A 13,337-nucleotide genomic window follows, 5' to 3' on the forward strand; every position below is an offset into this window, starting at 1 on the left:
CTTTCACGAGTGCCCACACAGATTGCATGGTCAAATTGTTAAAGAACAAACTGACAAATCGTTGCTGGCTTAGCGCCGCGCTCCGTGTCAGTGAGGTCGCATTATAGAGAGTTCGATCACATTGGCAAGGGGCTTTTTGAAATAAATCTGTTATTTACGTTCAAGCGCGCAATTATCGAACAACCACGCATTTTTTGATGCAAATCACATCATAGCTTCGCTATTCTCATCTGTATGAATCATAAAAGGTCATTGTCATGTCATCTTCACTACGATCCTATAAGGGTATTTACCCTACACTCGCAAATGATGTGTACGTTGACAACTCAGCAGTATTAGTCGGCGATATTCAATTAGGGAATGATGCCAGCATCTGGCCTCTGGTTGCAGCGCGTGGTGATGTAAACCAAATTCACATAGGTGCCCGCACCAATGTGCAAGATGGATCGGTATTACACGTCACTCGAAAAACAGTCGACAACCCCAGTGGTTACCCGTTGGTTATAGGTGATGATGTGACGATTGGCCACAAGGCCATGTTGCATGGCTGCCAAGTCGGAAATCGTGTTTTGGTGGGTATGGGGGCTATCTTATTAGATAACGCTATTATAGAGGATGATGTCATCATTGGCGCAGGAAGTCTCGTTCCACCAGGTAAGCGCTTGAAGAGTGGTTATCTATATGTAGGCAGCCCTGTAAAGCAAGCCCGTCCGCTAACCGATAAGGAGCGGGCTTTCTTACCGGCTTCCGCAGATAATTATGTTCGGTTGAAAAACGAATACCTGGCTGATCAGTAATTAGTATTAGCCGATTTCAATATCACCGTCGCTATTGAATTCTTCTTCCTCGATCATCACTTCTGCTAACTCTTCCAAATCGAAACGGTTGGCAGCAAAGGTGGCAAGAATATCGGATTCTTCATTCAAGGGCTGCTCTATCGTCTTTTGGAGCCAAGACAAACTTACCCAGCATGTGATCAACGCACCGGCCTGTTGGGCTGGAAAGTTAACGGCTTGCTTCTGACTATCCCACAATTGAATATCAGCAAATAGAATATCTTGGTTCATGTTTATTCCTGCAATAGACGTCGTAATTCATTTTTAACCTGTTTTGCACCAGGACGGATACCTCGCCACAACATAAAGCTCTCAGCCGCCTGACCAACCAACATCCCTAATCCATCTAATGTCTTACCGGCACCCAAATCACGCGCCCACTGGTTGAAGGCTGTCAGTTCAGAGCCATAAACCATGTCATAGCAAGTGACTGCTGAGTTGATAAGCTTCTCTGAAATATTGGGGAGTTGGCCACTAAGTCCAGCAGATGTTGAGTTGATAATCACATCAAATTCAGGCTGTTCGAGTTCAGATAATCCCACCGCTTGAATATTGCCATAAGCAGAAAACAGATCAGCCAGCTTCTCGGCTTTCTCTAATGTCCGATTGGTAATAACCAGCTTGTCTGGTTGTTGTGCCAACAACGGTAAGATAACCCCTCGTGCTGCACCGCCTGCACCAATAAGCAAAATACGTCGACCAGACAACTCAACTTGGTTCTGCAACAAGTCCTGGACTAACCCTTCTCCATCGGTGTTATCACCCAGAATAATACCGTCATCAAGCTTCTTTAGCGTATTCACGGCACCGGCTAACTTTGCCCGCTCAGTCAGTTGCGAAGCATACTGATAGGCATCTTCTTTGAAAGGTGCTGTGATATTGCACCCGCGACCATTTGCTGCAAAAAAATTCTCTGCAGCCACCTTGAAGCCATCAACAGGAGCCAGTTCCGCTGTATAAGTCATGGCCTGAGCGGTTTGTCGGGCAAACAAAGTATGAATCAAAGGGGATTTACTCTGGGCAATCGGATTGCCGAAAACAACGTACTTGTCCATGTGGCTATGCGTTCCAAATAAAACAGGGGCGATCAATCGACCCTATCATTGCTATACGGCAAGCTCAAACGTTTCGTACCCGCGTTACCACTCACGCGGCTTGAGGTAGTTCTCACACAGTTCAGCTTCCGGCGTTCCCGACTCTGGTTCATAACAATACTCCCAGCGGGCCAACGGTGGCATCGACATCAAGATAGACTCTGTCCGGCCGCCACTTTGCAGGCCAAAGAGGGTACCGCGGTCATAAACCAAATTGAATTCAACATAGCGTCCGCGACGGTAGAGCTGGAATTCACGTTCACGCTCACCAAATGGAGTAGGGTGACGCTTCTCAACAATCGGCAGATAGGCCTCAATATAGCCATTGCCGACAGCTTTCATGTAGGCAAAGCTCTTCTCAAAGCCCCACTCGTTGAGATCATCAAAGAACAAACCGCCCACACCACGGGTTTCATTGCGGTGAGGCAAAAAGAAGTACTTATCGCACCACTCTTTGTGTTGCTGGTACACATCCTCACCATAGGGAGCACACAGCACCTTCGCGATATCGTGCCAATGCTGGCAATCTTCTTCGAACGGATAAAATGGAGTCAGGTCAAAGCCGCCACCAAACCACCAGGCCGGGGCTTCCCCTTCCTTTTCAGCAATAAAAAAACGAACATTGGCATGCGAGGTTGGTACATAAGGGTTGTTCGGGTGGATCACAAGTGAAACTCCCATCGCCTCAAAGCTACGTCCCGCCAGTTCGGGTCTTTGTACCGTGGCCGAAGCTGGCATTTTAGTACCGAAGACATGAGAGAAGTTGACCCCTGCTTGTTCAAAGACCCGCCCCTGACGCAGTACCCGGCTACGGCCACCGCCACCTTGCTCTCGCTCCCATTGATCCTGCTCGAATGTTGCCATACCGTCTTGCTGCTCTACAGCCTGACAAATACGGTCCTGGAGATCTAACAGAAACGCCTTTACCGCTTGCTTGCTGACATTTTGCATATTGTTATTATCCTTGGCGGAACACTTTCCCTGTTCGGGCGTCACGGATTTCAGAAGGGTTGTCGCGACCTCCTGTCTCTCCTTGTAAAATAGCAGGTAAATACTGACCTAACTGAGCTTTGACTTCTTCTGCGGTGCGCCCCGGCTCCTGGCCTGTCAGGTTGGCACTGGTTGAGGTCAGTGGTTTGCCGAACTGACGGCATAGCTGTTGCACTAACGGGTGATCAGTTACCCGTACCGCAATAGTTGTAAACTGGCCGGTTAAAAAGCTCGGTACCCCTGCCTTTATTGGCATCACCCAAGTCACAGGCCCCGGCCAGCTGGATTGAATACGCTTAATTTGTTCTACCGTCAGCTGGCTGTCATCAATATAAGGCGTCAGTTGCTCGTAATCGGCAGCAATCAGGATAAGTCCTTTTTCAACCGGGCGCTGTTTCAACGCCAAGAGTTTCTGCACCGCTTGTTTATTATCAGGGTCGCACCCTACGCCAAAAACGGCCTCGGTCGGGTAAGCGACAACTTCACCTTTCTGCAGTGCTGCAACGACTTGCGCTAAATTATCCACATAATCCTCATTTTTGATCCCAGCTGACGCCAGATTTAACCATCTGTTTACCTATATTACCGACTCCAACCTCGCAACTCCATGCTCGTAACAGAATGAGGCAAAATCACCGACGCAAACGTTTTCCTTCTCAAAAAATCACCGTATAATGCACGCAAAAGAATTCACGCCATCGTATTATGCAACCCAAAGGAGATCGGGATGAAAGTTGGGATTATCATGGGCTCAAAGTCAGATTGGCCAACCATGCAGCATGCAGCTGAGATGCTAGACCGCTTCAACGTGCCTTATGAAACCAAAGTAGTTTCTGCTCACCGTACTCCACACTTGCTTGCCGAATATGCTGAAAGTGCCCACGAACGTGGCATTAAAGTCATCATTGCCGGAGCTGGCGGTGCAGCACACCTTCCCGGCATGACAGCAGCCTTTACAAGTATTCCGGTATTAGGAGTACCTGTTCAGTCCCGCGCACTCAAAGGCATGGATTCACTGCTTTCTATTGTACAAATGCCTAAAGGGATTGCGGTGGGTACCCTGGCGATTGGTGACGCAGGCGCAGCCAATGCCGGCCTGCTGGCAGCTCAGATCATAGGCACCCAGGACACCACAGTTATGGCAGCCGTCGATGCATTTCGCAAGGAGCAGACCGACACAGTGCTGAATAACCCGAACCCAGCAGAGGATGCATAATGAAAGTATTGGTGCTTGGAGCCGGCCAGCTGGCACGAATGATGGCACTGGCCGGGGCTCCGTTAAATATTGAAGTATTCGCCTATGATGTTAGTAGCGGTCATGTGGTTCATCCACTAACTCAGCAACTGATGATGAAAGGACTGAATACAGCAATCACCTATGCCAATGTAATCACTGCTGAATTTGAGCACATCCCTCACGATATTCTCGATGCCTGTGCAGCCAGCGGAAAGTTTCGGCCAACCACGGAAGCAATTAAGGCGGGTGGCGATCGTCGGCTAGAAAAACGCCTGCTGGATAATGCTGATGTTGCCAATGCAAAGTACCAAATCATCAATACCCGTGATGATCTGGATCGTGCAATTGATGCCGTCGGCATCCCCATGGTATTAAAAAGTGCCCTGGGTGGCTACGACGGCAAAGGACAGTGGCGGCTGAAATCCCATGAAGATACTGATCAAATCTGGCAGGAAATAGACAGCTTCCTCGCGGCAACGCCTGATCAGGCGATTGTGGCCGAAGAATTCGTCTCCTTTGACCGCGAAGTTTCCCTCATCGGAGCCCGTGGCGAGGATGGCAGTATGGCTATCTATTCACTGACTGAAAACATCCATATCAATGGGGTGCTTAGTCTGTCGATGGCAGTAGAAGGAAACCGTGAACTGCAAAACCAGGCAGAAGCGATGTTCTTTGCACTGGCAGAATCGCTCGACTATATCGGTGTACTGGCCATCGAATTTTTTGATGTCGGTGGCAGGCTGCTAGTCAATGAAATTGCCCCACGTGTACACAACTCCGGCCACTGGACCCAACAAGGCGCAGAAACCTGCCAGTTTGAGAACCACCTGAGAGCAGTGTGCGGCATGCCGCTAGGCGATACTTCGCTGTTGCGCCCGACCGCGATGGTCAATATTCTCGGCGAAGATACCTTGCCAAATACCATAATGGCTCTTCCGCAATGCCACATTCACTGGTATGGCAAAGAAAAGCGCCCTGGGCGAAAAATGGGCCATATCAATGTGTGCGCGAATTCCACGGCCGATCTGAAAACCACCTTGGACGAGCTAGCCGATCATTTAGATCCGATCGCCTTTCCAGCCGTTCGCCAATGATTAGCGGTTAACAGAAGCCTTAAACCAAAAAAGCCAGCATCTGCTGGCTTTTTTATCATAACGGTAAGGAGCGGTTATTCCTGGTAGGCATTGCACTTTCGGTCAGCACACTGGCGTTTCAAACCGCCGGCTAATTTCTTTTCTATCAACAAACCAAATCCACACTGCTGGCACTGGCCGGCAATCGGCTTATTATTGACGGCAAAACGGCAGCCCGGATACTGATCGCAGGCATAAAATACTTTTCCGTAGCGCGACTTGCGCTCCATAAGATGACCCTTGCCACATGAAGGGCAAGTCAGCTGGGTATCTTCGGCTTTTTTCTCGGGAGATTCGATATGGTGGCATGCCGGATATCCAGCACACCCAATGAACATGCCGTATCGCCCCTGACGAAGCAGTAGTTCGTCACCGCAATCCGGACAGGGCTTGCCTAAGTGCTTCACGACATGCCCGTCGTTGTAATTCAACGACTTGATATAATCACACTCGGGATAACCAGCACACCCCAAAAAAGGCCCGCGCTTACTGTTGCGAATAACCAACTCCGCACCACACTGGGGACAGCATTGCTCCTTATCCAGGGCATGCTCGTGAGCCGAAAACAATTGCTCGTTAATTTTACCAGACATACAACTCTTCAATTCGCCAGCCAAGGGGGATTCAGTTAGTGAATATACCCATCTTCCGCACCGTACAGTAGTTCTTCCATCTGGCTATAGGCACTTTCGTTGCCAGGAGCATTGAACAGCACCATCAGAATAATCCATTTCAGATCATCGAGCACAAATTCTGATGTTTCCAGCTCCATCACCCGGTCAATGACCATTTCGCGGGTATCACCGCTAAGTACATGGACCTGCTCAAGATAGGTGAGAAAACCACGACATGTGGTATCAAGCCGAGTCATTTCTTGCGCGGTATATACACGAATAGAAGTGACAGCACTGTTATTCATGTAAGGGGTATTCTCGGTATCTTGCAATGCAGCCAGTTTTTCTAGCCATGTCAGAGCTTTATAGATATCGTCCTGATGAAAACCTGCGCGCAGCAGCTCATCTGAAAGTTCGTCCTGATCAACCAGCAACTCCACATCGCTGTGGATATAGGTTTCAAACAGGTACATAAGAATATCCATCATAACTAGCCCCTCCTCGTTCTGATATAGCCACCGGGCACTGTAGTGACAACACCTTGCAATTCTAATTCCAGCAATTGCATCATAACTTCATGTACGGGTTGTTTACAGCGTTCAGCAACTACATCTACGGGTGTTGCTTCATTGCCTACGTTAGCCAACACCGAAGAAAATGGCAATTCCTCATTCTCTGGTTGCGGTAACGACGAGTCTAACTGGTTATTTTTCACGCACTCAGTAAGCGCACCCACCTCTTCAAAGATATCGACCGGACTTTCTACCAATTTAGCACCGGATTTGATTAATGCATTACATCCTCGGCTTCCTGAGTAATGAATTGAGCCGGGAAGGGCAAAGACTTCCCGCCCTTGCTCTAATGCATAACGAGCGGTGATCAGGGAGCCACTTTTCTCTGCCGCCTCTATAACTAATACGCCAACAGACAGTCCGCTGATCACTCTGTTGCGCCGCGGAAAATTCTGCGGGCGCGGTTTTTCATCCGGCCAAAACTCCGAGACTAAGGCGCCTTGCTCGACAATTTTACTCGCCAATTCTCGATGACGGGCAGGGTAGACCTGATCCAGTCCCGAACCCAACACCGCAATAGTGGCACCGCCATTTTTCAACGCCCCGTAATGGGCCTGACCATCCACCCCCAGAGCCAGGCCACTGGTAACAACATAATTTGCCGCCACCAACGACGCGGCAAACTCATAGGCAGACTCTCGGCCATCAATACTGGCAGAGCGACTGCCTATCACTGCCACCTGTGGCTCGTGCAACCAATGCGCTTCTCCGCGAACAAACAGCAGGGGAGGGGCCGAGGCAATTTCTTTTAACAACGGCGGATAGCAGGGCGAGTCGAGCGTCAAAATTGTGTGTTGGTCACACTCAGCCCATTGCAGGCAACGCTCAATACGCTGATATTTAGGTTGCAGCAGGCACGATATTTGCCGAGGGTTCAGCCCTATAGCCTGAAGCTGCTCGACAGTCATCCGGCACAACTGCTGAGGGGTAGCATAGTGCAGTAGCTGACTGATACGATTGCCGCCCAAATAGGGGACTGCAGCCAACGTTAGCCAGCTTTCAAGTTCACTCATAATCGAGTAGATTCAGAAAAAGGCTGTCGCGGTGGCAGGGCCAATATATCTAAGCCCAGAGGTTCTGTCGCCCTAGTCACAACTGCCAGGCTGAAATGCTCATACGGGCGGATCACCATGATCTCGCCCAGCGCCATCTGGCTGAGTTGGTACTGTTTTTTGAGATAACCGCTATTTTGGTACTGGTACTCACCTTTATCGCCTTCTACCAAGGCTCCGGATCGATAAATATGAAAGATATTTCCTGCCGAAACATTATCCAGGTGACCACGATCAAGCACAACAATATCTGAAGTCGCAATATAGCTCCGAACATCCAAATGCCCTAAAATTTTAGCCTGAATATTCAGTGGTGGCTCTGACGGCACAAAGCGAAGCGACACTTTTTCACGAGGCAAAGGAGCGGGCAATAGCACATCATTTTGGCGGATCTCCTGGCGGAAAGAACTCAGGCTTACTTGACTGATATCCCCTTCTATTTCTGTCACTTTAACTTTGGCTATCTCTTCCAGCCCCCTCACCGAGATACCTTCACCGCCCTTGGGTAGCTGACGAGAGAATAGCTTCCCCGGCCGATAGACCCACCACCACTCACCAAGCTCCAATCCCGTATCGACCCATACCGTGTCGCCCGGTGATATATAGCCTTTTCCATTGCTATCCCCCAACACCCTCGGCAGGCGATCGAGTTCGGCAGAAGTCAACAATCGATGCTCTACGAGATACGGCAATAATAGCGACTCTTGCAATGTCGTAATGGGAGAGCGTTTAATCCGGATACTGGGCGATACCTTAACCCTTTTTTTTAACTGCAGTTGCGGCTGGCCGTTAAACCAGACCAGATGCAGCTGATCCCCGGGGTAGATTAAATGGGGGTTTTCAATATAAGAATTTGCCTCCCATAATCTAGGCCATAACCAAGGGTTCGATAAAAAGTGGGCAGAAATATCCCACAAGGTATCGCCCTTCCTCACGGTATATACCGACGAAATGCCCTCTTTAACCAAAGGTTTAGAAGGGCTGGCCCAAGCTATCGGAAAAAGCCAGAATAACGCCCAAAATAATACAAGCAACCTCATGTAATGCCCTCCCTGGCACACCCGTTCATCATAGTGATAGGGCTCGCCAAACGAGCCTTGATGAATGTAGGCAATTCTCTGTAGTCGCTCAAACGGACACCCAGAGAAACATTGGAACTTGCAAATTGGCACTGCTCTCGGCTTATGTCTATGCTCGTCAAAATCAACGACGCCATTTTTCGGCGCACTTCACTGTCAGTCGTCCTGCTTTGCACCAGAGATAACGCTATTGTGCTCCGACCAAGTCATTTGGTAGGGCGAAAATTGTACAGAGAGTGCAAACATTCATTGCCAATCAAACAGCGTCAGCATCATCTAATCCCGTCAGGTGCTATTATTTGCGGTTTAAAATGACTAGAATTAGAGCAAATAAGCTACGTTAGTTTTCAGCACTGTCTATTTTTACGAGTACCTATGTCTGTATTGCAAGTATTAACATTCCCTGATGAGCGCCTGCGCACCGTCGCCAAGCCGGTGGAAGCAGTAACACCTGAGATCCAAAAGATTGTCGATGACATGCTGGAAACCATGTATGACGAGGAGGGTATTGGCCTCGCCGCTACTCAGGTTGATATTCATCAGCGTATTGTCGTGATCGACCTTTCAGAAGAGCGCAATCAACCAATGGTACTGATCAATCCCGAAATCACCGAGAAACGCGGTGAAGACGGTATTGAAGAAGGCTGCCTGTCTGTTCCTGGTGCACGAGCACTGGTTCCACGCGCAGCAGAAGTATCCGTCACCGCCCTTGACCGCAACGGCAAAGAACTATCCTTCGATGCTGATGATTTACTCGCTATCTGCGTCCAGCACGAATTGGATCATCTGGCTGGCAAACTGTTTGTTGACTACCTGTCGCCGCTGAAGCGCCAGCGTATTAAGCAGAAGCTGGAAAAAATTAAGCGAATTAACGAAAAAAACTAATCATAGAGGCTACCTTGAGCAAACCATTACGTATTGTATTTGCTGGTACCCCAGACTTCGCCGCCCGTCACCTGGCGGCGTTGTTGTCTTCACAGCATGATGTCATTGCCGTATACACCAAACCGGATAGTCCGGCAGGTCGCGGAAAAAAATTAACCGCTAGCCCGGTAAAGAATATAGCCCTTGAGCACGATATTCCGGTTTACCAGCCTGCCTCGCTTCGCAACGAAGAGGCACAGCAGGAACTGGCAGCACTCAATGCCGATATCATGGTCGTAGTGGCGTATGGCCTAATACTTCCGACAGATATTTTGGAAACGCCGAAGCTCGGTTGTATCAATGTACATGGATCTATTTTGCCACGCTGGCGTGGGGCCGCTCCGATCCAACGCTCTATCTGGGCTGGCGACAAGGAAACAGGCGTCACCATCATGCAGATGGACGAAGGCCTGGATACCGGCGATATGCTGAAAATTGCCACTTTGCCAATCGAGGCAACCGACACCAGTGCCACCATGTATGAAAAACTGGCTGGACTGGGCCCAGACGCCCTCGTTGAGTGCCTCGCCGATATCGCGGCAGACACTGCGGAGCCTGAAAAACAAAACGACGAACTGGCCAACTATGCGAAGAAGCTTAGCAAAGAAGAGGCCAAAATCGACTGGACGATGGATGCCGCTTCGATTGAGCGTTGTATCCGAGCCTTTAACCCGTGGCCAATGAGCTACTTTGCCGTTGCCGAGCAAAACGTCAAAGTTTGGCAGGCAGGCGTCGTTGATGACAATCAGGGCAAAGCGCCAGGTACCATCTTATCTGCCGACAAACAAGGGATCTTGGTTGCTACAGGAGAAGGCGCTCTGCGTCTGATCGAACTGCAACCTCCGGGCAAGAAAGCCATGAAGGCACAAGATTTACTCAATTCGCGCCGCGACTGGTTCGAACCCGGCACCGAACTGTAATAACCGAGCCAGTGCTTGCACTGGCTTTTCTTTTCCGCTTGGCGGAAGAGAAACTATTCTGTCGCTAACGTACCTAGCAAACAGCTACGTCCAAACAGCTACGTTAACGGAAACAACTTCAGGAAATCCGAATGAATGTAAGAGCCGCTGCAGCCAAGGTGGTCTATCAGGTTGTTGATCAGGGCCAATCCCTTTCAAATGCCCTGCCTGCTGCCCAGCAAGATATCAGAGAACGTGACCACGCCCTGCTACAGGAAATCTGTTATGGCGTATTGCGTTGGCTGCCTCGTCTGGAATCTGTCACCAACCAATTGATGGATAAGCCACTCAAAGGCAAGCAACGGGTTTTCCATCACCTGATCCTTGTCGGCCTATATCAACTGGGATATATGCGTATTCCGGCTCATGCTGCCGTTGCAGAAACAGTGAATGCCACCAAAGACCTGAAAAAGCCTCAGCTACGCGGGCTGGTCAATGCAATTCTCCGTAACTATCAGCGCCAGCAGGAAAGCCTTGATGAACAGTCGCTCAGCCATGACGCCGGCCGATACGGTCACCCGGGCTGGCTGCTTAAGCTCTTAAAGCAGGGCTATCCTGAACAATTCGAGTCAGTGATTGAAGCCAACAACACCAAGGCACCAATGTGGCTGCGCGTTAACCGCCGTCATCATAGCCGCGACGAATACCGCGAGCTGCTGAATGCAGAAGGCATTTCGACGGATCTCCATCCAGAGGCTCAGGATGCACTTCGTCTGCATAGTCCTTGTGATGTCAGCAAGCTACCGGGCTTTGCCGACGGTTGGGTTTCGGTACAGGATGCTGCAGCCCAGCTATCGGTTGAGTATCTCGCCCCGCAAGCCGGCGAGCTGATCCTTGACTGCTGTGCGGCACCAGGTGGCAAAACGGCTCATATCATGGAACGCCAGCCAGAGGCGCAAGTTGTTGCTATCGACTGTGACGAACAGCGTCTGGCGCGGGTACACGATAATCTGCAACGTCTGAAACTGGATGCCAAGGTTCTATGTGCCGATGCCCGCTATCCGGACCAGTGGTGGCAGGGCGAGCAGTTCGACCGTATTTTACTGGATGCGCCATGTTCGGCGACCGGAGTGATCCGACGCCACCCAGACATCAAATGGCTACGCCGAGCCGACGATATTGAGGCCCTGGCCCAGCTGCAGGCCGAAATCGTTGACGCTATGTGGCAACAGCTCAAGCCTGGCGGCACCTTGGTTTACGCGACATGCTCAATCACCCCACAGGAAAACAGCGAGCAGGTGAAAGCCTTCCTTGGCCGTACCGATGATGCCGAACTGACAGGCAGCGACATAGAACAGCCTGGTCGCCAGATCCTACCCGGCGAACATGATATGGACGGTTTTTACTACGCCGTTATACGTAAAGCCCTATAAAAAACACTTCTAAATCAGAGGCTATAAATGTAGCCTCTGACCAGAAGCGTAGTAATCAAGGCCCTTAGGCAGAAAAGAACAATCAGGCATATGCTATGAAAATAATCATCCTTGGCGCAGGTCAGGTCGGTGGCACACTGGCTGAAAACCTGGTCGGCGAGAACAACGACATCACCATCGTCGACAAAGATCCCGAGCGTCTTCGCGAGCTGCAGGACAAATACGATCTGCGAGTGGTACAAGGTTTTGCCAGCCATCCCCGTACATTGCGGGAGGCCGGTGCGCAGGATGCAGATATGCTGGTTTCGGTTACCAACTCTGACGAAACCAACATGATTGCCTGTCAAATTGCCTTCACCCTGTTCAACACCCCGAACCGGGTCGCGCGTATCCGCTCACCAGAATACCTGAAAGAAAAAGAACAGCTCTTCCAGTCCGATGCCGTTCCCGTCGATCACCTGATCGCACCGGAAGAACTGGTAACCGGCTATATCGAACGCCTGATCGAATATCCGGGTGCCTTGCAGGTCGTCGGGTTTGCCGAAGACAAAGTCGGTCTAGTGGCGGTAAAAGCCTACTATGGCGGCCCGCTGGTCGGTAATGCCCTATCTGCCCTGCGCGAGCATATGCCACATGTCGATACCCGGGTGGCAGCGATTTTCCGCCAAGGGCGGCCAATCCGCCCGCGTGGTACCACCATTATCGAAGCCGATGACGAGGTCTTTTTTGTTGCGGCCAGCAATCATATCCGCTCGGTAATGAGTGAGCTCCAGCGACTGGAAAAACCCTACAAACGATTGATGATTGTCGGCGGGGGGAACATCGGGGCCGGTCTGGCGCGCCGCCTTGAACAGAACTACAGCGTGAAGCTAATAGAACGCAATCCTGAGCGGGCAGAAAACCTATCGGAAATGCTGGAAAATACCATCGTCTTCTGTGGGGATGCTTCTGATCAGGAGCTGCTTAGCGAAGAGCATATCGAGCAAATCGACGTATTCATTGCCGTCACCAATGACGATGAAGCCAATATTATGTCGGCGATGCTGGCCAAGCGGATGGGTGCCAAGAAGGTCATGGTACTTATCCAGCGCGGCGCCTATGTCGATTTGGTACAAAGCGGAACCATCGATATTGCGATTTCTCCGCAGCAGGCCACCATCTCAGCACTCCTGACCCATGTGCGCAAAGCTGATATCGTCAACGTATCCTCACTGCGCCGCGGAGCCGCAGAGGCCATCGAGGCAATTGCCCACGGTGACTCAGGCACCTCGAAAGTGGTCGGCAAGGCAATTGGTGATATCAAGCTGCCGCCGGGTACGACCATTGGCGCAGTGGTACGTGGCGATGAAGTACTAATAGCCCACGACCGAACCGTAATCGAACAAGATGATCACGTGGTGATGTTCCTGGTCGACAAGAAATACATCCCAGACGTAGAACGCCTGTTCCAACCTAGCCCGTTCTTCCTGTAAAA

At 50.5% G+C, this 13,337-nt stretch carries 15 protein-coding genes; 7 read left to right on the forward strand and 8 right to left on the reverse strand.

Features of this window, described 5'->3' with window-relative positions; all coding sequences use genetic code 11:
- The first annotated feature begins 257 nt into the window (after nucleotides 1-257).
- A complete protein-coding gene (locus EDI28_RS22815) occupies nucleotides 258-797 on the forward strand; it encodes a gamma carbonic anhydrase family protein (RefSeq protein WP_128786187.1) in 540 nt (179 codons plus the stop codon).
- Between the two features lie 6 nt (nucleotides 798-803).
- On the opposite strand, the gene EDI28_RS22820 is transcribed toward EDI28_RS22815, so the two are convergent.
- From EDI28_RS22820 to tsaC, 4 genes are all read right to left on the reverse strand, one after another.
- The gene (locus EDI28_RS22820; protein WP_128786188.1) at nucleotides 804-1,067 is read right to left on the reverse strand and encodes a DUF1488 family protein; all 264 of its coding nucleotides are present in this window, start codon (nucleotides 1,065-1,067) and stop codon (nucleotides 804-806) included.
- A 2-nt stretch (nucleotides 1,068-1,069) separates the two neighbouring features.
- Nucleotides 1,070-1,891 (reverse strand): shikimate dehydrogenase, encoded by an 822-nt coding sequence (gene aroE / locus EDI28_RS22825; RefSeq protein ID WP_128786189.1) that lies wholly within the window; start codon nucleotides 1,889-1,891, stop codon nucleotides 1,070-1,072.
- An 84-nt stretch (nucleotides 1,892-1,975) separates the two neighbouring features.
- A complete protein-coding gene (gene hemF / locus EDI28_RS22830) occupies nucleotides 1,976-2,881 on the reverse strand; it encodes an oxygen-dependent coproporphyrinogen oxidase (RefSeq protein WP_128786190.1) in 906 nt (301 codons plus the stop codon).
- Nucleotides 2,882-2,888: 7 nt separating this feature from the next.
- On the reverse strand, nucleotides 2,889-3,446 hold the full coding sequence (gene tsaC, locus EDI28_RS22835; protein ID WP_128786191.1) for an L-threonylcarbamoyladenylate synthase type 1 TsaC: 558 nt from the start codon (nucleotides 3,444-3,446) through the stop codon (nucleotides 2,889-2,891).
- Between the two features lie 201 nt (nucleotides 3,447-3,647).
- On the opposite strand from tsaC, the gene purE reads away from it, so the two are divergent.
- Together purE and EDI28_RS22845 are read left to right on the forward strand one after the other, a co-directional pair.
- A complete protein-coding gene (purE, locus tag EDI28_RS22840; RefSeq protein ID WP_128786192.1) occupies nucleotides 3,648-4,136 on the forward strand; it encodes a 5-(carboxyamino)imidazole ribonucleotide mutase in 489 nt (162 codons plus the stop codon).
- Nucleotides 4,136-5,251, forward strand: a complete 1,116-nt coding sequence (locus EDI28_RS22845) for a 5-(carboxyamino)imidazole ribonucleotide synthase (RefSeq protein ID WP_128786193.1) — start codon at nucleotides 4,136-4,138, stop codon at nucleotides 5,249-5,251. Before purE ends, EDI28_RS22845 begins: the two co-directional genes overlap by 1 nt.
- A 74-nt stretch (nucleotides 5,252-5,325) precedes the next feature.
- Here the strand turns inward: EDI28_RS22845 and EDI28_RS22850 are convergent, their stop codons facing one another.
- The 4 genes from EDI28_RS22850 to EDI28_RS22865 are packed head-to-tail and all read right to left on the reverse strand — an operon-like array spanning nucleotide 5,326 to nucleotide 8,568.
- Nucleotides 5,326-5,883 (reverse strand): DNA topoisomerase family protein, encoded by a 558-nt coding sequence (locus tag EDI28_RS22850; RefSeq protein WP_128786194.1) that lies wholly within the window; start codon nucleotides 5,881-5,883, stop codon nucleotides 5,326-5,328.
- 35 nt (nucleotides 5,884-5,918) lie between these two features.
- On the reverse strand, nucleotides 5,919-6,392 hold the full coding sequence (locus EDI28_RS22855; protein ID WP_128786195.1) for a DUF494 family protein: 474 nt from the start codon (nucleotides 6,390-6,392) through the stop codon (nucleotides 5,919-5,921).
- A gap of 2 nt (nucleotides 6,393-6,394) precedes the next feature.
- Nucleotides 6,395-7,489 carry a DNA-processing protein DprA gene (gene dprA / locus EDI28_RS22860; RefSeq protein ID WP_128786196.1) on the reverse strand — a complete coding sequence of 365 codons (1,095 nt, stop codon included), beginning with the start codon at nucleotides 7,487-7,489 and terminating at the stop codon, nucleotides 6,395-6,397.
- Nucleotides 7,486-8,568, reverse strand: coding sequence for a LysM peptidoglycan-binding domain-containing protein (locus EDI28_RS22865; protein WP_128786197.1), 1,083 nt, complete (start codon nucleotides 8,566-8,568; stop codon nucleotides 7,486-7,488). The genes dprA and EDI28_RS22865 overlap by 4 nt, the downstream gene beginning before the upstream one ends.
- A 414-nt stretch (nucleotides 8,569-8,982) precedes the next feature.
- Between EDI28_RS22865 and def the strand changes: the two genes are divergently transcribed.
- The 4 genes from def to trkA all read left to right on the forward strand — a co-directional run bounded on the left by def (nucleotide 8,983) and on the right by trkA (nucleotide 13,335).
- Nucleotides 8,983-9,492, forward strand: a complete 510-nt coding sequence (gene def, locus EDI28_RS22870; protein WP_128786198.1) for a peptide deformylase — start codon at nucleotides 8,983-8,985, stop codon at nucleotides 9,490-9,492.
- 14 nt (nucleotides 9,493-9,506) lie between these two features.
- On the forward strand, nucleotides 9,507-10,451 hold the full coding sequence (gene fmt, locus EDI28_RS22875) for a methionyl-tRNA formyltransferase (RefSeq protein WP_128786199.1): 945 nt from the start codon (nucleotides 9,507-9,509) through the stop codon (nucleotides 10,449-10,451).
- 125 nt (nucleotides 10,452-10,576) lie between these two features.
- Nucleotides 10,577-11,863 carry a 16S rRNA (cytosine(967)-C(5))-methyltransferase RsmB gene (rsmB, locus tag EDI28_RS22880; RefSeq protein WP_325062650.1) on the forward strand — a complete coding sequence of 429 codons (1,287 nt, stop codon included), beginning with the start codon at nucleotides 10,577-10,579 and terminating at the stop codon, nucleotides 11,861-11,863.
- A gap of 95 nt (nucleotides 11,864-11,958) precedes the next feature.
- A complete protein-coding gene (gene trkA / locus EDI28_RS22885) occupies nucleotides 11,959-13,335 on the forward strand; it encodes a Trk system potassium transporter TrkA (RefSeq protein ID WP_128786201.1) in 1,377 nt (458 codons plus the stop codon).
- The last annotated feature ends 2 nt before the right edge of the window (nucleotides 13,336-13,337 follow it).

Source organism: Photobacterium chitinilyticum (assembly GCF_004104355.1).
Classification (GTDB): domain Bacteria; phylum Pseudomonadota; class Gammaproteobacteria; order Enterobacterales; family Vibrionaceae; genus Photobacterium; species Photobacterium chitinilyticum.

Excerpts from the sequence above, each read along its gene's own strand:
- EDI28_RS22815 (WP_128786187.1), top strand. The coding sequence starts at position 258 with ATGTCATCTTCACTACGATCCTATAAGGGTATTTACCCTACACTCGCA.
- EDI28_RS22820 (WP_128786188.1), bottom strand. The coding sequence starts at position 1,067 with ATGAACCAAGATATTCTATTTGCTGATATTCAATTGTGGGATAGTCAG.
- aroE (WP_128786189.1), bottom strand. The coding sequence starts at position 1,891 with ATGGACAAGTACGTTGTTTTCGGCAATCCGATTGCCCAGAGTAAATCC.
- hemF (WP_128786190.1), bottom strand. The coding sequence starts at position 2,881 with ATGCAAAATGTCAGCAAGCAAGCGGTAAAGGCGTTTCTGTTAGATCTC.
- purE (WP_128786192.1), top strand. The coding sequence starts at position 3,648 with ATGAAAGTTGGGATTATCATGGGCTCAAAGTCAGATTGGCCAACCATG.
- EDI28_RS22845 (WP_128786193.1), top strand. The coding sequence starts at position 4,136 with ATGAAAGTATTGGTGCTTGGAGCCGGCCAGCTGGCACGAATGATGGCA.
- EDI28_RS22850 (WP_128786194.1), bottom strand. The coding sequence starts at position 5,883 with ATGTCTGGTAAAATTAACGAGCAATTGTTTTCGGCTCACGAGCATGCC.
- EDI28_RS22855 (WP_128786195.1), bottom strand. The coding sequence starts at position 6,392 with ATGATGGATATTCTTATGTACCTGTTTGAAACCTATATCCACAGCGAT.
- dprA (WP_128786196.1), bottom strand. The coding sequence starts at position 7,489 with ATGAGTGAACTTGAAAGCTGGCTAACGTTGGCTGCAGTCCCCTATTTG.
- EDI28_RS22865 (WP_128786197.1), bottom strand. The coding sequence starts at position 8,568 with ATGAGGTTGCTTGTATTATTTTGGGCGTTATTCTGGCTTTTTCCGATA.
- def (WP_128786198.1), top strand. The coding sequence starts at position 8,983 with ATGTCTGTATTGCAAGTATTAACATTCCCTGATGAGCGCCTGCGCACC.
- trkA (WP_128786201.1), top strand. The coding sequence starts at position 11,959 with ATGAAAATAATCATCCTTGGCGCAGGTCAGGTCGGTGGCACACTGGCT.